This is a genomic window from Njordella calcicola, from assembly GCF_056494125.1.
In genome coordinates, this window is sequence record NZ_CM151396.1 from 2,066,420 (window position 1) to 2,086,778 (window position 20,359).

General features: G+C 51.7%; 17 protein-coding genes. 7 read left to right on the forward strand and 10 right to left on the reverse strand.

Annotation, left to right across the window (positions count from 1 at the left end; translation table 11 throughout):
• The first annotated feature begins 185 nt into the window (after window positions 1–185).
• Entirely contained in the window at window positions 186–1,865 is a 1,680-nt protein-coding gene (locus tag SH302x_RS07760; protein WP_479368161.1) for a DnaA ATPase domain-containing protein, read from the forward strand.
• Between the two features lie 3 nt (window positions 1,866–1,868).
• On the opposite strand, the gene SH302x_RS07765 is transcribed toward SH302x_RS07760, so the two are convergent.
• Window positions 1,869–3,305, reverse strand: coding sequence for a hypothetical protein (locus tag SH302x_RS07765; protein WP_479368162.1), 1,437 nt, complete (start codon window positions 3,303–3,305; stop codon window positions 1,869–1,871).
• A 353-nt stretch (window positions 3,306–3,658) separates the two neighbouring features.
• Between SH302x_RS07765 and SH302x_RS07770 the strand changes: the two genes are divergently transcribed.
• Window positions 3,659–5,032: a DUF1598 domain-containing protein gene (locus SH302x_RS07770; RefSeq protein WP_479368163.1), complete on the forward strand. Its 1,374-nt coding sequence runs from the start codon at window positions 3,659–3,661 to the stop codon at window positions 5,030–5,032.
• A 197-nt stretch (window positions 5,033–5,229) separates the two neighbouring features.
• Here SH302x_RS07770 and SH302x_RS07775 read toward each other — a convergent pair whose 3' ends face one another.
• The 3 genes from SH302x_RS07775 to SH302x_RS07785 form a co-directional block, all read right to left on the reverse strand.
• Window positions 5,230–5,607: a hypothetical protein gene (locus tag SH302x_RS07775; protein ID WP_479368164.1), complete on the reverse strand. Its 378-nt coding sequence runs from the start codon at window positions 5,605–5,607 to the stop codon at window positions 5,230–5,232.
• Between the two features lie 191 nt (window positions 5,608–5,798).
• The gene (locus tag SH302x_RS07780; protein ID WP_479368165.1) at window positions 5,799–6,545 is read right to left on the reverse strand and encodes a hypothetical protein; all 747 of its coding nucleotides are present in this window, start codon (window positions 6,543–6,545) and stop codon (window positions 5,799–5,801) included.
• A gap of 366 nt (window positions 6,546–6,911) precedes the next feature.
• Complete coding sequence (locus SH302x_RS07785; protein ID WP_479368166.1) at window positions 6,912–7,865, reverse strand: nucleoside hydrolase; 954 nt, start codon at window positions 7,863–7,865, stop codon at window positions 6,912–6,914.
• A gap of 254 nt (window positions 7,866–8,119) precedes the next feature.
• Here SH302x_RS07785 and SH302x_RS07790 point away from each other — a divergent pair, with 254 nt between their 5' ends.
• From SH302x_RS07790 to SH302x_RS07805, 4 genes are all read left to right on the forward strand, one after another.
• Complete coding sequence (locus SH302x_RS07790; protein ID WP_479368167.1) at window positions 8,120–8,515, forward strand: BlaI/MecI/CopY family transcriptional regulator; 396 nt, start codon at window positions 8,120–8,122, stop codon at window positions 8,513–8,515.
• A 9-nt stretch (window positions 8,516–8,524) separates the two neighbouring features.
• Window positions 8,525–11,161, forward strand: a complete 2,637-nt coding sequence (locus SH302x_RS07795) for a DUF1559 family PulG-like putative transporter (protein WP_479368168.1) — start codon at window positions 8,525–8,527, stop codon at window positions 11,159–11,161.
• Window positions 11,162–11,360: 199 nt separating this feature from the next.
• Window positions 11,361–11,612, forward strand: coding sequence for a hypothetical protein (locus SH302x_RS07800; protein ID WP_479368169.1), 252 nt, complete (start codon window positions 11,361–11,363; stop codon window positions 11,610–11,612).
• A gap of 10 nt (window positions 11,613–11,622) precedes the next feature.
• Window positions 11,623–12,720 (forward strand): calcium/sodium antiporter, encoded by a 1,098-nt coding sequence (locus tag SH302x_RS07805; protein WP_479368170.1) that lies wholly within the window; start codon window positions 11,623–11,625, stop codon window positions 12,718–12,720.
• A gap of 194 nt (window positions 12,721–12,914) precedes the next feature.
• On the opposite strand, the gene SH302x_RS07810 is transcribed toward SH302x_RS07805, so the two are convergent.
• Entirely contained in the window at window positions 12,915–14,615 is a 1,701-nt protein-coding gene (locus tag SH302x_RS07810; protein WP_479368171.1) for an NADPH-dependent assimilatory sulfite reductase hemoprotein subunit, read from the reverse strand.
• 280 nt (window positions 14,616–14,895) lie between these two features.
• Between SH302x_RS07810 and SH302x_RS07815 the strand changes: the two genes are divergently transcribed.
• Window positions 14,896–15,774, forward strand: coding sequence for a bifunctional 5,10-methylenetetrahydrofolate dehydrogenase/5,10-methenyltetrahydrofolate cyclohydrolase (locus tag SH302x_RS07815; RefSeq protein WP_479368172.1), 879 nt, complete (start codon window positions 14,896–14,898; stop codon window positions 15,772–15,774).
• Window positions 15,775–15,800: 26 nt separating this feature from the next.
• On the opposite strand, the gene SH302x_RS07820 is transcribed toward SH302x_RS07815, so the two are convergent.
• The 5 genes from SH302x_RS07820 to SH302x_RS07840 all read right to left on the reverse strand — a co-directional run bounded on the left by SH302x_RS07820 (window position 15,801) and on the right by SH302x_RS07840 (window position 20,359).
• The gene (locus SH302x_RS07820; protein WP_479368173.1) at window positions 15,801–17,162 is read right to left on the reverse strand and encodes a hypothetical protein; all 1,362 of its coding nucleotides are present in this window, start codon (window positions 17,160–17,162) and stop codon (window positions 15,801–15,803) included.
• A gap of 152 nt (window positions 17,163–17,314) precedes the next feature.
• Complete coding sequence (locus SH302x_RS07825; protein ID WP_479368174.1) at window positions 17,315–17,758, reverse strand: YkgJ family cysteine cluster protein; 444 nt, start codon at window positions 17,756–17,758, stop codon at window positions 17,315–17,317.
• The gene (locus SH302x_RS07830; protein ID WP_479368175.1) at window positions 17,746–18,921 is read right to left on the reverse strand and encodes an aminotransferase class V-fold PLP-dependent enzyme; all 1,176 of its coding nucleotides are present in this window, start codon (window positions 18,919–18,921) and stop codon (window positions 17,746–17,748) included. The genes SH302x_RS07825 and SH302x_RS07830 overlap by 13 nt, the downstream gene beginning before the upstream one ends.
• Before the next feature lie 8 nt (window positions 18,922–18,929).
• Window positions 18,930–19,937: a GTP 3',8-cyclase MoaA gene (moaA, locus tag SH302x_RS07835; RefSeq protein ID WP_479368176.1), complete on the reverse strand. Its 1,008-nt coding sequence runs from the start codon at window positions 19,935–19,937 to the stop codon at window positions 18,930–18,932.
• Window positions 19,934–20,359, reverse strand: a complete 426-nt coding sequence (locus tag SH302x_RS07840; protein WP_479368177.1) for a molybdopterin synthase catalytic subunit — start codon at window positions 20,357–20,359, stop codon at window positions 19,934–19,936. The genes moaA and SH302x_RS07840 overlap by 4 nt, the downstream gene beginning before the upstream one ends.

Consider the following 20,359-nt stretch of genomic DNA (forward strand, 5'->3'; position numbering starts at 1 on the left):
CGAAATTGGCATGAAGGCCAAAGGAAAGGTTTGCAGGCTCCGCTCGGGCAATTTTTCAAGCAAAAAGCAACTGTTTAAGGCCGATAAGTCGTCTTTTCATTGTTGCCAACGCAAGAAAGAAGGCTTGGGAAGCTTGCAAGTTCAATTGTTGTCGCGGTAGTAATAGGAACGCGGGTTTAACTCAGATGATGCAAGCGGAACTGGTTGATGCTATCGATCCGAAAGCGACACTTCAGCGGTCTTGCAAAGCCCCTGAGGTAGCTTCACCGGGTCGTTTTTCGCAGCCATCTTCACTGAGCGATTTGGCAAAGAATGCCAGTTCGCCTAGTGGCGACGATCAACTCGGTCCGTTTATGGCACACCTGTTGCATACGCTGGGTTCCAGTGCGTTTGACTTGTGGTTTGGGCCGCAAACGAAAGTGCGAGTTGAACAGCAAAAGATCTATGTGGAAGCCACCACAGACTTCATGGTCGATTGCATCAAGAATTTTTGCTTGCCAGAACTGAATACAGCAGTTGAGCAGTTCTTCGGTGCCGAGCACTCGATTCATTTGCAAGTCCTTCAGCCAGTGGGCTTGCCAAAAGAGTCTGCGGCCCGAGCGCAGCAGCCAGCGGCTGCTGAACCGAATTCGGCTGGTCAAATGTCGGTTGGCGTTTGCGAGCAGACCGCGATGGCTTCTGGCGAACCGCACGTGGTCGCGTTGAGGCCCTTGAGTCAATCGACTGGTATCGGCCAGCGCGTCAGCGTTCGCCAAGCGGCTATCGCTTCAGTGAACAGCAGGCCTCAATCGCCTTCAAAAAATTCCGTTCAGTCTGCGCCGTCCGAGGCTCCTGCCGCCAAGAGCATCAATAGCTTCTTTGTGGGCAAGAGTAATCGACTTGCCGCGACCGCCGTCGATATGGTCGTCGACAAACCTGGCGAGTTGGGTCTTCTGTTTATCTATGGTCCCAACGGTGTTGGCAAAACGCACCTGTGCAAATCGATCCGCGAACGTTTGCGAGCCAGACACTCGATGCGACGCGTGATGTACATGACGGCTGAACAGTTTACGATCGATTTTTCCGAATCGACTCGTGGGACAGGCTTCACCGCATTCCGTAAAAAGTATCGTGATGTTGAAGGGTTGATTTTGGATGACGCTCAGTTCTTCCTAGGCAAACCGCAAACGTTAGCCGAACTGCGCAACACGTTGGATGACCTGCTTGGAAAGCGACGGCAAGTCGTCATGACCGCAGATCGGCCGATGTCCGAATTGGTTGGCATGGGTGGCGACCTGCATGCGCGTTTATCAGGGGGCGTTTCCTGTTATCTGGATGCGATGGATAAAGACATACGTCGAATGTTACTGGCGGATATTTGCCGCAGGCATCAAGTCGAATTGGAGCCAAACACGTTAGACGATTTAGCCGCCAGATCCAGCGGTGATGGTCGAGCGGTTTACGGATTGGCATTTCGATTGATGACACAGCAAAGGGCCAATGGCGGTAAGCTCACACACGAGCTTGCGATGAGTTGCACCTACGATCTATTTCAAGCTAGTCAACCGGTTCTGCGATTGAATGATATCGAGCGTGTGGTTTGCGATAGCTTTGGGCTGGATCCCAAAGTGCTGCGGGCCAAGAATCGCAGCAAGAACGTGAGCGCTGCTCGCATGCTTGCGATGTTCCTGGCGCGGAAGCACACCGCGTCTGCCTTTTCCGAGATCGGTCAATATTTTGGCAATCGGCAGCACTCGACCGTGATTTCCGCTCAGAAACGCGTGGAAGATTGGCTCAACAGCGATGAGAAACTCAGTCATCGCAGCGGCGAAATCAGCATTCGCGAGTGGATGAAGAACGCTGAATCCACTCTTCGTGTTGGCTAGCGATCAGTAACCAAAGCCGGCCCGCAGGATAAAGCAGTTTTCTAGATCGATGCTGTCTTGAGGGCGGACGCGATAGATCAACTCGCGGTTGAATGCATAGCCTGCCTCCACAAATGCTGTCCGTTGACCTGCTCGCATCAATTCATTGCGTCCGAATTCCAATCCCAGCATGATGCGTAAATCGTTGATGTCGATCGAATCTTCGGTGTTGTCAGCACGCGTGATCGTCCAAGCGCCCCCGCCCAGGTAACCTGTCGTGTACCACCACATGTCGGTTTGGCCTAATGTCGCTAGATAGTGTGCCAGCTTGGGTTCGGGAAAGAACAGGTCGAAACGAGTGTCCGGATTCGGCGTCCACGTAATGCCGCCTGCTGGCAGCAGTTTGATACGATTTCGGTCCAGCCAGTAAACTCCTAAACGTCCAACCGCGGTGGGTGTCAGGCGCACACGTCCGAGAAGCTTCCCGAGAATCCGAAAGCTTTCATCATTGAAGGTATCGTAGTCCGTGAAAACGCCTAAACGAATGCCCGTTTCCAAGCCAAAGGTGCGAGCCGGATCGGTTTGCCATCCTATATCCAAGAACGCGCTATAGGCCGCGCCTGGCAGGTCCGCCGTGGCGGAAGAAGGGCCTTCCCATAGATGGCTGGAGTACGACGGAACTAGGTACAACGGTTCTGTTGAACCGAAAAACCGAGGAATTGCGAACGCTAATGAGATGTCGCTATCGTTGATCTCTAGGTTTTCACCAGGGTTATTGCTAGACTCGCCATCGCCGGCCAGCCAAGTATGTCGAAAACGGACGCCTTGAAAGAAGCGTACTACTTGCGGAGGATTGTTCGTCCACAGCGGCGTACTGCCATTGTTGAACCAACCGCTGCCAAGCCGCCAGTTGTTTCCGTTCACCCATGAATCTGGAAAGATACTATTGGTGGTACCCAGTCCCTGATTAAAGGTGTAGGGATTCGCCAAGCCGGAATTCGAAGGAAACAGTGCTGGCGGAGCCATATTGGGGTAAACCCCCGCGCTGGTCGGGGCTGGCATGTTGTAGTTGTAGCCCGGTGGCATCGCACCCAAATTGGGCTGTGGCCCCAGCGGCGTGATGGTCGCAGGTCCATACGTGACATTGGGCACCGCCCCGGTGGCAGTTGGAAACGTCCCCGAGGTAGTCGGGAAATTGAAGCCAGCATTTGGGGGAGGGGCCGCAGGTTGAATCGTGCCCACGGCAGCCCAGCCGCTGTTGGCCGACGGAGCTGGTGGGAAAAGTGGCGAACCCGTGGTGGGCGGTGGGTTCCAAGGATTCGCGCTGGTGGACGGGAACTGAACATTTTGGGCAAGCAGCAACGTCGCACCCGTCGGCACCCAGAACCCGAGCGCACAAGCCAGCATCGCAAAAACGATTGCAGGCACACGGATTTCAAAGCTAAAACGGTGGATTTTCATAAGGATAAGGGCGGCTACCGCACAAACGCCGACTTCAGGTCGACGTACGTTGCAAATGCTTGGGTCCGAACAGTTCGCATGGCCCACGCAGGCCCAATTGCTGCCAGCTTAGAGCTCATATCTTGAGGCAGCCGAAGCGGTCAAGCCGACTTTAATGAAAAGCCGGATTTTGTCGAAATTTCCAATAAGGGGAGAGTTTTAGGCAATGTCGCTAGGTAATATAGAACGTTTGCGGCATTTAGTTGCAACTTGCTCTATTCCCAACTATCGTATTTGTGGGTGGCTGCGAGGCTGCCAACATCGCAAATTTGCTTGAATGACTCGGAATTCGAAAAGTCCCTTACGAGGAACCTATGGCCAGGCTTGGAACCTTAACCAGATTAGCTCTTCTGTCGGCTGCCTTTGCCTTCATGACTTGTAGCCACGTATTCGCACAAGCTGGGGGGGGCAACCCGTTTGGCTTGGCCGGTATTGATATCGACGCGGAAAACGTTTTGCGTCTACGACAGACTGACCCACGACTTCGCGAAGCTCAACTGCAACTGGCTCGCCAGAATCATGGCAAAGTGGCTGTCGCACCACTGCGCAAAGTATCTTTGAATCGTTATGAAGAAGCGGTCGCTAAAGCAGTCGATCAAAACAGCCTAGATTCGATGCTGTTGAGCGTGGCAGGACTGACTCGAATCGAATATGTCATGTATCTGCCAGGTTCCAAAGACATCATCATCGCAGGACCTGCTGAAGATTTAACCTTGGACGCCAATGGCTACACCGTGGGAATCAAATCTGGTCGGCCCGCTTTACGGCTGGACGACTTGATTGTCGCTCTGCGAGCCTACGGACCATCGGATCGGCGAGTAGATTACATCAGTTGCTCGATCGATCCAACTCAAGAAGGTCTTGCTCGCATGCAAGCTTACCTCCACAGTTTAGATGGTCGCATTCCGCCGAATACTTCGGTCGAAAGCATCGCTGCCACGATGAAGGATTCACTTGGCTACCAAACTGTCTCGATTCATGGAGTCCCAACGACGACTCGATTCGCGCAGACCCTGGTGGAAGCGGACTATCGCATGAAGCTGATCGGGATTGGCCTGGAGCAACCGCCCATTCGCATGAAGAGCTGGGTCGCTCGCGTGCCTGGCAGTTCACGTAGTGCCGGATCGCTGCAACGTTGGTGGTTCGAATCGGATTACTCTGGCGTAAAGGTCAGCCCCGATGGCATGGTTTTGAAGTTAGAAGGCCAAGGCGTCAAGCTGGTGGGTGAAGCTGAACGCGTCAGCCGCAGCGGTGAACGTACCGCCAGCGGAAAAGCGGGTGATCCAGCCAGCCAAGCTTTCACCAGAGAGTTCACTGAAAAGTTTGAAGAGTTAGCCGATACTACTCCCGTTTTCCATGTCATGCGTAACTTGTTTGATCTCAGTGTCGCAGCCGCTTACATTCGTCAATCCGACATGTACTCGATTGCCGCTTGGGACTTAGGTGTATTCAACCGCGAGGATGTGTTGCCTGTCCAAGGCGCACAAAGCCCACTGCAAGTAGAAACCGCAGTCAACGCAATTTGGAAGAACGGACGTTTGATGACTCCGATCGGCGGCGGTGTGATGATCGATTCACGCAGTGTTTTGAAATCGGACCAAGTCGCCAAGAGCGATGAGCTTAACAATACTCAAGAACTTGCATCGGCTCCTTCGGATCTTAAAGAAGGTCAATGGTGGTGGGACTAGTCCTTGCCACCACGGTCTAACCTGAAACAACTGAAGCCTGGAATTACTTCCAGGCTTTTTTGTTTTCAGAAATCAACTGTGTATTGTCGTGCATGTTGAAATGTAGCAATCGATATGCATAACTTGATTACGTTGTTCGCAAATTAGTATCGCCTGTGCTTTTCCTTGTGCTTCAGACTTAAATTATAGAAGGCAGGTTAAGCATTTCTCCCATCGTCCCGCCGAAGGTGCGATTCGAGAAGCTCTATAATTCGCGCATTTTGCGCCTCAACTACGGCCATGTGCTTTTCGGTTATCTCCATGTGCTGTTCAGAAAGTTCCATCTGCTTCTGAGCACGTTCCAGATATTGACCTTGTTTCAATGCTCCCGACCGGCGTGTGAACACGTACAAATAGATTAGGATGCCTGGGAATATGACTGAGAACAAGATGGTGCCCCAAAATTGCGACGAAACATCTGCTTGCACCAAAGCATCTTTCGCCATGTCGGTGTCGGGTTGCGCCGTTGCGAGTGGCAATCTCGTTGCTACGGACAAAAGTACAAACACTAAAACTAGGTTTACGTATCTAATCATGAAACTTTCCTCAATGAAAAGCGAACAACGCTGCTGACCATCAGGTCTCCTTGGGTGGCTATGCAGTGCGTTTCGGGAACAACCACTGCATTGTCTCAAGTTCGCCCCATGTTAAACGAGTCATTTTACTTGACGAGCTTCTGTGAGTTCGAATACACGTCGGGCTGGATATTGCGACTCCAATATGTATCTCATCGCTCTTTTATTTCTTTGATCTCTTGTATGCGCTGCGCATAGTACTTCTTCATTGCCTTCTTCAGTACTGCAGGATCTTCCCCCGGTTCCAGTATGAATAACCGGGCAGGACTAACAAGACGATCCAGGATCTGTTGGCAGATTTCACCGACCGTCAAGACGCGATGCGAAAACTTGAAATCCCTCCAGTAATCGACAGACCGTGTCAAAGTTTGATCGTCCAAGTGGTCAATTAAATGTTCCACGCAGTCGAATCCAACGTCGAAATATAGTGCTTCGGCCGCGTTCAATCTGAAGTGAGCTCTTTCCGACTGTGCATTAACAGAATCTTGCGATTTCAAGAACAATGAAACTGATGAGTCTAGGACACGAAGTCCGCCGTTGGGCTGCATGTACTGGACTGCGTTGACATTACGTAGGTCCCAAATTAGGTATTCGATCAGGTCTTCTTTTCGGGGTTCGCTTTCCTCAAGCATGCGTTTCAAGGTTTGGAGGCGATTGTCGCGGATGTGAGCGTGTGGGGAATCTGGGAAAAGCATTTGATGTTGCTGATGGAAATCAAGCAACACGCTCCAAGAACGCGTCGTATTCGAGAATTCCTTCGTGAGCCACCAGAACGCTACAGTGTCATCTGGACCGTTTCTCGCTTTCGCAAACACTTGATAGCTATTGTCCGAGGTGAAGTCCTGGGAAATCGCAACATTTCCGGCTGCAAGAAGCGTTATTAAAAAAACGTAGCGCATAAGTATTTGCTCGATCAAAAATGTCGCTTTTCACCGGGCCGCGGCGAACGACTTTTTCTTGAAACCCCGCGGCCCGAGTTTTACGAGTTGCAATTCTCTAAGTGGGTGTCCGTTCAATGAGCATGTAAGACGTAGGCGAGCTTCTCGTGCTCTAGGTTCCGTTTTGACAATTTTTAAGCAGATAGTATACCAATGAAAGACGTGCTGTTGCCAATGCCACGACGAAAGATAGAGGCGGAGCCCCTCAGTGTAGCGCCGAGCGAGGACGTTGGGGCTCGTTGTCTGTCAGTGAGTTGGTTAAGGCCAAACTGCTTTGGATTGCTTGGCTTTGGCTCTCACCGCCAAACTATGGAACAGCGTCAACGATCAACTTTTGGGGGTTCTGATCGCGGCCTCAATCGCTTGCCAAAAATCTAATCGCATTCCTTCTGCGTCGATCGCTTCAAACACTTTGACCTTCCGAGGATTGTCCGGGAATTGTTCGACGTTCTCTGCATCATGAATGATGGGGGCACCTACTTTCACCTCGGTTGCCAAAGCGGGACGTAGGATGGCTTCAATCAGTGCGATATCCCACATCACTTTGCTTTGACTGTAAGCCGTTCTTGGGAAGGTTTCCCAACGATTGACCAGCAAATCCCATACGCCCCCCTGCCCCTTCAAGTGCTGATCGACATCCTTTTTGGTAAGCTTCATCTCGACGCTTACAGATCGCGCTGGCATATGCAAGTACTCAACTTGCGACTCGAAAATTGCCTTAACAGCGTGGATGTCGTTTCGCCAATTAAAAATCCCTGGCCCCCACTGACCGTCGTTGTAGTCGCCGTCAATGAATGCAAAGATGACTTTTGGTTCAATGCTTGGGTCCAGCACAAGTGCAGATGCAAGATTCGTACACGCCCCCAACGCAATGACCAGAAGCTTGTCGTCGGGGCCACCCGCGTGAGCTTGCTGGATGATAAGACGCGCGGCAGGCGAGTCCACTGGTTCGGTCGGCGAGGTCATCGACCGGTCGGCCCCGAGTGGATGTGGAATCGACGATCGAAGGTTCATTGCGTCCAGGATTTGTTCATTGAAGACCTGACTTTGATGCACCGTGTCGTTGCTTACGGTGGAACGCGTGAAATGTGCGGACGTGATGCCTACCACGCGAAACTCTGGGGCGACCAGTGCTCGTACGATCGCGTATAAATCGTCGATCTCGTTCGCTGTGTCAGCATCGACGATGACACGCGTCTGCTGGGCCCCCTGGCATTGAAACGCCAACCCGCTGTTGAACCAAAACGCAAGAACCACCAATAAAGAACGCGCAAAAACCATAAGTGCAGACCTTGCTATGATAAATGTTCTTTCAACGTGCTGAAGGACCACGAGGAATCGATAAGCTTCGATCCGTTCCATCGCTCACGCGAGCCGCTGTGCAGCACACCAGCCAATCAATTATACCCAAAGCGGGACCAACGAAGTATCTGGGGTGGTTTTTACTAAAAAACCAAAGTTACCGCTTGACGGCAATTCAATTGAGTACTAAAAAACCAAAATACGAAAAAACCAAAGATTGTGATGGAGCTGAGATGGCAAGACCGAAAGCAAAAGAATTGACTCAACGGGAGCTAGAGGTCATGCACCCATTTTGGGAAAATGGCGAAATGACCATTGCGGAAGCTCAAGAGTGCCTAGACCAGCAGGGACGAAACTTGGCGTACACGACCGTCGCGACCTTGGTCAAGATTTTGTGTGAGAAAAGTTTCCTAAAACAAACAAGCGATCAACGGCCGCATCGCTTCAAACCTCGGCGATCATTCCAGGACGTTTCCGGTAAAATGATCAAAGACTTGGTTCAACGCGTCTTTGGCGGGTCACGCGAAGCGATGCTGTTGCGATTGATGGAAGACCAAGGACTGACGCCTGCCGAACGTAAGGCACTTCAACGTATGATCGACGACTCAAAAAATGATCCTCAGAAGTAGGGCTGCACCATGTTCACATTCGAGGTTTCTTACAACATTCTATGGCTGGCATATCAAGCACTCTTGTTTGGTGCTGTTGCGACGTTGGTGCTTAGTTTTGCGCCACGAGTATCCCCTGCAGCTAAAGTCTGGATGGGGATCTTGGCTCTAATCGCCTTGATATGCTTGCCCCTGCTGCGAACAATTCCGTGGCGACAAGCGGCGCTATGGACGTTGACTACCACTAGCAGGCCAACTGTTGGCAGCCAAGAAACGAACATAGAGTCACTAGCTATGGAATCGCCAGCTTCAATGGACGGCTTCGAGAATGTTTGGCTCGCATGGGTGGACCAATCCGCAACTTGGTTGAATACAACAGCGACGACGGTGAGCGGTCTGACAAACACGACGAATCATTCAAGTTGGCTACAAGCGTTACCGCTGCTGTTACTGGCTTTCATCGGATTCGGCTTTTTGCGACTGGGGTATGCGTATCAGGAAGTTCGAGAATTGTATCGCCTCTCGACGCGACAGGTACCGCCGAAGCTTGTGCAGATGGTTGACGAATTGTGTATCAACTCCAACGGCGGACAAAATAAAGTAGGTGTCATTGAACTGCGATCTACACCTAGTTTGACAAGCATGGCAATTGTTGGAGTTTTCAAGCCCGTTGTCCTTGTCCCTGCTGACTGCAGCCAGTGGAACGATATTGAACTGCGGACTGCGTTGGCTCACGAACTGGCGCATCTGCAGCGGCAAGATCATCGTTTGAACTTCGCCGCGCAAGTTCTGCTTGCGTTGCAATTCTTTAATCCATTTGCGCATGCCATTGTGCAGCGTCTGCGAATGGAACAGGAGCTGGCGGCCGATACGCTGGCAGCTCCAAAAGTCGGTGGTCAACAAAGTTATCTATGTAACCTTGCCGGAATCGCTTTGCGGCGCACTCATTCTCCGATGAGTTGGGCGACTCTTGCATTTCTACCATCTCGCCGTAACTTCGTTCGGAGGCTTGAAATGTTTCGCTCGTTGAAATTACAACACGATCGCTGGAATACAATTGCAGCCATCTTAGCGCCTTGCGTCCTGATGGGATTTGCGGTTTGCATCGCCGCTTGGAATCCAGTCCTTGCACAGCCATCACTTGGCCAATCATCCCCGCCATCGTCAGCTCGCGAGTCAACTGATTCGACGGCTGCTACTTCAGAATCTACAAGAGCATTACCCTCGATCGTCGACTACGCCAGCGGCTCAGACGCAGTGGCGGCTATTCAAATCAAGGTCAGTCAGTTGCTGAATGTTCCAGCAGCCAAAACTATTCTTGATCAGATTCCCAAAGAGGCGCGGCAACGACCATTTGGCGGTCAAACGATTGATTTGTTTGAAATCGAAGAAGTCTTGGTCTTGCTGTCGAATCCCAACGACCCACAGCAAGTGGAAATCTTGACGCGAGTGTCTCCCGATGCAGACTTGCAACCTTCGGAACAACTGGAAGCGATACGTTTAGACGCGAGAACCTACTTGATCGACCCAAAAAGCGACTCTAGTCGTTCCAAACTTCGAGCCCAACAATTAAAGCTAGCGGCGGCGACAAAACCAAACCTTGCACTAGCCGAACTGCTCAATCGCCATCCAGAGGATACCATTCGTGGGGGTGCTTTGGTTGGACGCTTTCAAGCGAGTATTCCAACGCCGCCCGAACTGATGGGCTTTGCCCCAATCTGGACAGAAACCACCGATGCTAGCTTCGGTTTAGCCATTGTCGATTCAATCCAAGCCAACGTGTACTTGGATACCAAAGATGCTAAGCGAGTTAGCTCGACGCTCGAAGCCACACGGACGCTAGCGATGAATGCGATGCAGAGCTTGTTTGCTCAAATGGATTCCGCCTCCGCACCGAAATACAGTTCCGCAGTCAATGCAAATAACGAGCTACGATTGCTGTCGAGCCTCTTGCAAACCGTGGCCTTACCAGTTTTGGAAAAAGCGACGATCCAGACTGAAAGTGATCAAGTCCGCGTCTCATTGAGCGTCGACCAATCGGCTCCCATTCTACTCGGACTTTTGATGCCAGCGATTCAGTCGGCGCGAGAGGCCGCAGTTCGTATGCAAACCACAAATAACATGCGTCAAATCGCACTTGCATTACTGAATTACGAAGCAGCCAACAAGCGTCTACCACCCAGCGTGATCGTCGAAAATGGGGTAGAGCGGTCATGGCGGGTCGAGATCTTACCTTATTTGGAGCAAGACGCGTTATACCGTCAGTATCGCAAAGACTTGCCTTGGGACAGTCCCGAGAATCTGGCAGTCCTGAACAAAATGCCCGCCCTCTATCGATCGGAAGTTGATAAGCAGGCAACGATGACACCGTTTCGTGCGATTGCTGGCCCCAATGGAATGTTTCCCAAGGAAACGGGACTAAGTTTGCGTGAAATTGAAGATGGATTATCCCTAACGATCTCCTTCGTCGAATCAGTTCAACAAGTTCAGTGGACTCAGCCTGATGAGTTTTCACCCAGTCCCGCTGATCTGCTAGCGAAAACTGTATTTCCCGGTGGTTTTCATGCGGCTTTCGGTGATGGGTCGGTTCGTTTCGTGGCCCAGAGCATCGATTTCAGAGTGCTCGGTGCCATGTTGACCGTAGCTGGCCACGAGCAAATTCAGTAACCAGACATGTGGACAGTCGAAGACCGTCAAATTCGGCTTATCCGGCAAAGTTTGCTTAAGTCGCCAAGTCGACTGGTCGATTCAAGGATTATCTGTCAACATGGTTTGCGCTAGTTGGCAGATCCGACGTTTCACCACGCAACTATGAAGGATGCGAATCGTGCGTTTGCTTTGCTCTACCGCCCTCGGTCTTGTCCTGATGAACAGCTTAGGTTGTTCGCTGTGCTGCTCACCCTATGACTTGGAATACATGACATATGGGACAAGGACGCCGAGAGTTGATCAGCAGCACGGTCGTGTCGGCTCGCCCTTCAGCGATCCGACGCTTACAGGCACTGTTACCTCGTCGGTAGATTCCGAGTATGGCTCGACGCTTTCAGAATCTGAGTTCTATGAACAACCTCCGGAGTTCGGCGGTTCGACGATGTCCATCGAACCGTTAGATTTCTAGTTTTTCATCCATGCTGCTAGCTTTTCTCTACATCGCCATCGGTATCGTACTGCTCATCTATGGAGCAGATTTGATGGTGAAGGCATCTTCTAAGCTCGCCATCAGTGCGCGCATTTCTCCGCTGGTGATTGGATTAACGATCGTAGCATTCGGCTCCAGTGCACCAGAAATGGCAGCCTGTGTTGCTGCCGCAATACAAAACCAAGGTGATCTCGCCGTCGGCAACGTGCTGGGTAGCAACATCTTCAATACGCTGGTCATCCTTGGCCTCTCCGCGGTCATCGTGCCATTAATTGTGGCTAGACGACTGCTGACGGTCGACGTTCCGTTGATGGTGGCTGCTACAGTGGTGGCCTACGTCATGTCGTTGGATGGAATTCTGGGACGCATCGATGGTCTATTGCTGTTTACTGCCGTGATCGCTTATACCTTTGTCTTAATTCGCCAAAGCCGTCAATCTGCAAAGACAGCGGTGCTTGACGTCACGATCGACGATTTGCCAGGCGCTAAAGTCGGTGCCAAGAGCATGTTATGGGAAGTCATTCTCATATTCGTAGGCATTGGCTTGCTGGTCTTTGGCTCAAAACTATTGGTCTCGGGATCCGTCACTTTGGCTAAATTGGCCGGCGTAAGTGAACTGTTGATTGGTTTGACCATCGTATCCATCGGAACCAGTTTGCCCGAAGTTGCCGCGTCGGTGGTGGCCGCTATTCGAGGAGAGCGAGACATCGCTGTGGGCAATGTCGTGGGCAGCAACCTATTCAACATCTTGTCAGTGCTAGGCCTTTCTGCTTTCCTCGCGCCTAAAGGGATACCAGTGGTCTCTCAAGTGCTTGAGCATGATTTCCCTATCGTTTTGGGAATCTCATTTCTGTGTCTGCCGATCTTTTATTCCGGTTCGAAAATCACCCGAGTTGAAGGCGTCTTACTGCTGTTTTTGTACGGAATGTTCTTAACAGCACTGATCCTTGGCGAAACGGGTTCGGCCTATGCGCCTGCCATCAAACAGTTGAACTTTTTGGTCATAGCACCAATTGCAGCGCTGGTTGTTACGATTCACGCCGCGATTTCATTTTTCCACAAACGCAGCGGCGAAGAGGTCGCGTAAGTTCGGGTGGCGAATCACTGAGTTGTCGCAGAGGTTGTTCTACCTGCCCAGAGCAGGAAATTCGGCAAACCGCGTTAACTGCTGTCTCGTTCGCAAATATGATTTAACTTGCACCGACGGACAGGAAGTTCACTGTACGACGGACTTCCGCTCCGTCGTACAATGCACTCCTAATTTCAAACAGTGACAAAGCACTAAACCGCGGTTTCTAACGAAAGCAGTCGCTCGTTGCCCATGCGGTTGCAGAAATCTCCAAAACTCTCGTCCGGTTGCTGATGGTTCTTGAATGCAACAAGCAGCGGCTTCAAGGTAGGGACGATTTCTTCCAAGGGTACAAGATCTTTGTAGATGAATGCGAGTCGCGTACCGATTCGCGTGCCACCTAAATACAGCGTGTACTTGCCCTTCGCTTTTCCAACCAACCCAACATCCGCATTGTAGGGGCGAGCGCATCCATTGGGGCAACCGGTCATGCGGACCGTGAATCGTTCCTTCTCCAGCCCGAGTGTATTAAGTTCACTTTCCAAATGGTCAATCACCTGAGGCAGTACTCGCTCACCTTCGGTAATCGCTAGCGAACAAGTTGGCAAGGCAACGCACGCGATGCTCCAACGCCGAACGTTGCTAATCTCCTCGGAAAGCGGCAATTGATTGCCTTTGATGATGGCTTCCAAGCGAGCTTTGTCTTCCGGTTTGATGTTGCAAAACAGAATGCTTTGATGCGCTGTCAACCGAATCTCAGGTTTCAATTCGGTGCAAATCTGACGCAGTGCTCGTTTCCACTGTCGATTGCCATCATCGTACAACCGTCCGTTTTCGACATTGAAGCCGTAAAACCACAGACCGTCGCCTTGTTGATCCCAACCGATGTGGTCGTTGTGTTCCGTTACATCATCGGAGGTGCAGTCTTGCAGCTTCTCGCCAAAATACTCTTCGACCTTTGTCCGGAACCATTCGACGCCTCGTTCCGCGATCAAATACTTCAGACGAGCGACCTTACGATCGGCTCGATTGCCGTAATCGCGTTGCACCTTGACAACCGCTTCGGCGACATCCAGTGCTTGCTCGACGGAGGCAAACGCCATGCGGCGAGCTAACGCGGGGAATGTTTTTTTGTTCGCTGGGGTCGTTCCTAAACCACCGCCAACCGTCACGTTATAACCGATTACTTGGCCGTTCCGAATCACCGCAATGAAGCCAAGGCAGTTGGTGTAAACATCAACGCAGTTGTCGTTGGGCAGAGCGACTGCGGTCTTGAACTTGCGCGGCAAATAGACTTTGCCATAAATGGGCTCGACTTCTTCGTCGCTGCCACCGATCAAAGTGGACTCGCCCGTTGTATCGTCGGTCAACCATGCCTCATAGTAAGCTTTGGTCTGTGGAGCCAAGTGCATCGCGATATCGTATGCGAACTGCTGGATCACTGGACGAATCGAGTCCTTGTACGGAGCTGGGCAGGCCATGACGTTTCGGTTTACGTCACCGCAGGCCGACAGAGTACTGAGTGCCATATGGTTGATACGGGCAATACACTGCTTCAAGTCTGATTTGATGATCCCATGCAATTGAATGCCTTGGCGAGTCGTAACCTTGACGGTCGTATTGCCGATCTCATCGGCCAAATCAAGATGTCCCAGCAATTGCTCGGAGGTCATGATTCCGGCCGGAATGCGGCTGCGTACCATGAAGCTGTGCGCCTTTTGACTTTTGCCACCTTCTGTGGCTACACGTTGTTCGCGGTCATCTTGCTGGTAGGTACCGTGAAACTTCAAAAGCTGAACGTCCGCTTTCTCAAATTTTGCCGTATCTTGCAGAAGTTCTTGGACAATTGTGCCTCGCAGGTAGTTGCTCTCAGATTTGATTCCCTCAACGGGACTTAGCTTTTCTTCAGACATTGAATATGCTTCTTTAACAATTGGAACAAGCGAGTTACAATTCCCGCTTTATAGACCTATATCGCTAACAATTTTATCCCGGATTGTCAACGTAACCGCGCAGCTTTAGCTGTTTTTGAGCCTCAAACATACGATTTTCTTGAGCTTTCCGTAATACCAATCTCCCTAAGTGTCATCGATGGGAGCTTGGCACGCGACGGAAGGTTCACGTATCTGACTTATGGTCGCAGCCGCTCTTGATTCCGCGACTCGTTGCCGAATTCAACATTAAGCCGCTCTTATGCCTGCACGAATTCTAGATGGTAAAGCAATAGCCTTGGAAATCCGTAGCGAAATCGCTGAAGAAGTCCGGACTTTTGTTGCGACCACAGGTTTCGCTCCCAAACTGATGGCAATCTTGGTTGGAGATGACCCTGCCAGCCACGTTTACGTGCGAAACAAAGAACTGGCGTGCTCGAAAGCAGGAATTGCTGGCGAAGCCCTTCGCTTGCCAAGCGATACAACTCAGCAAGAGTTACTGCGAACCGTCATGGAACTTAACCAAGATCCGTCATGTCACGGCATCTTGGTGCAACTGCCATTACCTAGCCACATCGATGCTCGCGCGGTCCTGGATGCGGTAAGCCCCGAGAAAGATGTCGACTGTTTCTCTCCAGTCAACGTTGGCTTGTTGAGCCAAGGTCGACCACGATTTTTACCCTGCACTCCGCACGGTATTCAACAGTTGCTTGGTCGCTGCGGGATTCCCGTCGAAGGCAAGCATGTGGTCATTGTCGGTCGCAGCGATATCGTGGGCAAGCCAATCGCCATGATGTTGGCTTTACCCAACGGGCCGTTTGGTCGCACCAATGCCAATGGCACTGTGACGATTTGTCATTCGAAAACATCGAATCTCAGCGAGCACACTTTACAAGCGGATATCTTGATTGCTGCGATCGGAAAGCCCAATTTTATTACCACTGGTATGATCAAGCCCGGCGCAGCGGTGATTGACGTGGGCATTAACCAAACCGACGCTGGGCTTTGCGGCGATGTCGATTACCAGGTCGCTTTGCAAGTCGCTGGTGCGGTTACGCCGGTGCCTGGAGGTGTCGGTCCATTAACTATCGCCATGCTGCTGCGAAACACACTAACCGCCGCTCGTGAACAAACGAGATAACTCGGTATCCGCTCGGCAACCGTTTCTTAAGTGCCAAGGTTGAAATTGCTGCGAGAATGAGCTTGTAACTCTCGATACGACTCATAACTACGTTTGAGCCAGACACTAAGATAGAAGCAAGCGACCAACAATATCAGCGAGAAAATCTGGAACCAAAGTAGCTTGCGCTCTGAATCCAGTACTTTCATATCCACTTCTTTCTTACTCAACTCTTGCTGCGTCCTCTGCTGACGCTCCAGCTCAGTACGCAATTCGCTTTGGTATCGCGTCTGCAATTCGCTCAGTTTTTGCTGATAAGAATCTTGAAGTCGAGCCAACTCCGCTGCTACAGCCGCTTGGCTATTGCGTTCTGCATTGAAGCTAGCCGGATTGACGTTCAGTCCAGCGTCTGCAACTCGAAATGCATCTGGGCTACTAAACTGATTCGGATTGTATGGGCTATTGAAAGGGCTTGTTGAATTGATGGGGGGGACGGTTGGGAGCTGCGTGTTGTTGGTGCCCACGAAGCCACCGCCGAATCCCGTGGAGTTCTGGTTCTGAAAGTTGGAACCGCCTAAAGGAGTGAAGCCATCAAGAAGCGTATTCTGCCCCTGCGTGTTCTGGCCTGAGTTGGTCCACTGGGACGGATTGTTCTGGTTCTGAAAACCCGGACTACTTGGGTAAAGTCCCGTATTGGGCGAAGTGCTGGGCAGCGAAGGTGGATCGAAGGACACGCCTGATTGCGGATTGCTAAATCGATCTTGCGTCGGTGCAACAGGGTATAGGGGCTGATTTTGTGTCGCATTACTACCACGACCACCCAAGGCTGGGTTGTTGGTATTGATTGGCTGACTTGCACTGGTCGTCGGTGTACCGCCCAAGGCGGGATTGGATGAAAAGTTCTGTTGAGCAGATGTGGAAGGCACGGTGAAAGGACTGCTGGGCGGCACCGATAGCGAACTGCCATTATTGCCGAATGTGTTTTGGCTGACGTTTTGAATTGCACTGCTAGGGTTGGAGCGACCATCAATCTGCGCGAACTTGTCGTCCAGCGCCCGAGGGTCGGCATTGAGCATGCTCAATTGCAGATCGTTGCTCGCATTTTGTTTCTGCAACTCCTGCTGCAGCGTTTCCATCGGCGGATCACGATCAACAGCGGTTGTTCCGGCTTGAATCGTCACATGCGACATAAACGCCAGTATGTAATCAGGAAGCTCGATCGTCGCTTCGCTACCTTCGAGCAGTCGTTGCACCGTGGCTGGTGTGAGTTTGATGATATAGTTCAATTGGCCGTTATCACGCACCTTCCAACCATCAATTCCCTGGTCGGTACTGAGCACGGATGCTTGTTGTCCCCACGCAATTTGGGCGGTCAAAAGCATGAGAATGAAAATTTTCAGGATGTTCATAAACTAGGCTCCCGTCGCGAAACGACTACGCGCACGACTAGTACTTTAATGCTGATATTCGGTGGGTTAACAGGGAATGCCCTCTATGTTAGATAGTTTGGGCGGCTGAAGTAAATAGAAGTCGTTGCGAGAAAATCCACAGTTTGAGAGATTTAAGGCGACGTTTTGCGGATTTGTATCTCCGCGAGGCTGTAAAGTGGGCCTTGATTGCAACCCGGGCAACCCGCGGCTGCTTTCGCCCACTGCTGGGGTGACTTAAGATTTTTATTCCAAAAAGGCCAGCTCCGACACTGTACTGGGCGAGCCGCATACAACATACAGCCTCGCGAAAGTGGGTCCAAGAAGATGCAGTCGCCGTCGGAGTACTCGACCAGCGACTTCTTCAAGCCCACGCGTCGAACGAATTTTCGCTCGAACCCATCGACGTCATCGGCCATTCCATAGGCCGCTGCGAGAGCAGCGATTTCAACGTCATCTACCCACACGTATCCCTCAGAAGGTCCGCTGCAGCAGTTACCACACTGCGTGCACTCAAACTGCAAACCGCTTTGATACCAGGGTAGATCGTCAAGCTGGTCGGCCGCTAAATCTTCCACTGTTCCAACTCCTTTAACGCTCGACTTAGTGTCTCCAAGTCGTCATCCGTAGTCGTGTGTCCTATCGAAAATCGTAGCGTTCCTCCTGTGGAACGCGAGCCAATGCAATCATGAATCAAGGCCGCACAATGAAGCCCTGCGCGGACCTCGACGCGATACGTTGCATCCAAAATAGCAGCCCAATCGGTTGGGCTCATTTGCGAAGAATGGGGCCGGTCGCAGATCAAGCTAAAGACGGGAACGCTCAGTTGCCCTTCACCATGGCCAACTAACCGACCCATTGAGGTAGATGCTAAAAGTTCGAACAAACGGTTGCACCGAAGTTGGAATAGAGAGCCAGGCTGGCTCGCATGCTGTAGCTTCAAATACTGCAAGCCCGCTAGCCAACCGACCATAGCGGCCGTATTGCGATTGCCTGACTCTGCCACTTGCTGCCACTGGAAATCACCCTCCAACTGCTCGCTCATTGAACCTGTTCCGCCGATCCACAGCGGTTGCCATTCTGGGTGCAACGTTTGTCTGGCGTACAACATACCCGTACCTAATGGGCCACCGATGCCTTTATGACCCGGTGCTGCCAGCAAGTCGATGTGGCTGGATTGCACATCCAGCGGCAGATATCCCAACGACTGTGCTGCATCGACCATGAACAACGCTTCATGTTCCCGCGCGATCCGACCAATTGCATCAAGGTCGTTGACTGCGCCGGTAACGTTAGAGGCAGAACTGACAACCAACAGTTTAGTATTGGGCAGTATCGCAGCGTCCATGGCCGCAGGATCGACGACTCCATCGCAGCCCACATCCACGGCCGTCCATGCAATGCCACGCTGCTGTTGCAGCAGTTGCAAAGGTCGTAAAACGCTGTTGTGTTCGGCTTTGGTGGTGACCACGTGATCGCCACTTCTCAATACACCCGCTAGGGCATAGTTATTCGCTGACGTACCGTTGCTGAACAAGCCCATTTCATCCGGCGTGGCATGAATGAACCTTGCTAGCTCGCTACGCAACTGCTGCAGTTTGCCTGAAGCAGCCAGTGCACTGGAATGTCCGCCACGGCCAGCCGATGCGCTCGCATCGCGTTCGAATTCCGCCATAGCTTCCACCACACCGGGCAAGCGCGGCCAAGAGGTGGCTGCATGATCAAAGTAAGCACGTTGCATCGCTGGCACTAACCTCCGATTTGATACATGGCCCGCTCGGGTGGATGGAAATCCACCTGTGCAATTCCATGAGCAGGATGCTTGGCCGCGATCGCCGCGCGGACTTGGGCTTCAATTTGTTGTCGCATCTGTTCCATCGTTAAATCGGAGTCCATCAGTTGCTTGATGTCCCATTCCTCCTGTCCAAACAAACAATTTCGAATCTTGCCTTCTGCAGTTAAGCGAATGCGGTCGCAATTGCCACAAAAAGGTCGACTCACCGGGTCAATGAAGCCAACGGTCCCATTCCCCTCAGGCAGGCGATAGTCCTGCGCAGGCTGTGCGTCGCGATCGCGAAGTACAGGCTGCAGCTTTCCTAACCGAGCTTCGATCAACCTTCGCAACTCGCCTCCAGAAACCATTCGCTCTTCATTCCATTGCCGATCTTGGTCCAGTGGCATGAATTCGATAAACCGGAGTGTCAAGTCACGGCTGGTAGCGAACTGCACTAGCTCTAGAACCTCTGACAGATTGATATCCCGTAGAACTAGTGCATTGAGTCGCGGTCGCATTCCGGCTGCGATCGCCGCTTCGATCCCCTCCAGCACCGAATTCAGTCCTTCTCTTCGCGAGATTTGGCGAAAGGTATCCTCGCGCAAGGTATCCAGCGAGATGTTGATACGATCCAGCCCTGCGGCCAGCAGATCGTCGATCTGAGCTGCCAGCAGGATGCCATTGGTGGTCAGTGCGATTTCGTCGACAAGCGGTACTTGTTTCAGTGCCCTGACCAGTTTGTGCAAGTCCATGCGGACCAGCGGTTCACCCCCGGTCAATCGCAGTCGAGTGATGCCAAGTGGAGCAACCACTTCGACGAATTGAGCGATCTGTTCGAAAGACAACAAGCGATCTTTCGACAAGAATCGAATCGGTCCATCGCTCATGCAGTACTGGCAACGAATATTGCATCGATCAGTAACACTGATTCGCAATGATCGATGTTGCCGATCAAATCGATCAACAAGCGGAAGTTGCATCATGAATTCAAGTCCTGCTGTGGATGAATCCAAGCCCCAGAGCCTTGTGCATCAAAATCTTTTTTCCAAATCGGCGCATCTTGTTTAAGGGTATCAATCAACCATTTAGCCGCTTGGAAGGCCGCCTCGCGATGAGGACTAGAAACGGCGACTGCAACACTGACTTCTCCCACGGGCACTTCTCCTAGGCGATGGTAGATTGCCGCGTGACGAATGGACCATCGCTCCTTTGCTGTTTGAATCATCGATTCTAGTTGGATACGAGCCATACTTTCGTGTGCTTCGTATGCCAGCTTGGTCGTCAATTGCTCTCCGGTCCAACGCCGTGTACTGCCAGTAAACAACACAGCCGCTCCACAATCGATGTCTTCGACCGCTTGCAAGAGGTCCGCAATATCAATCTTCTGATAAACCAGTTCAACCAT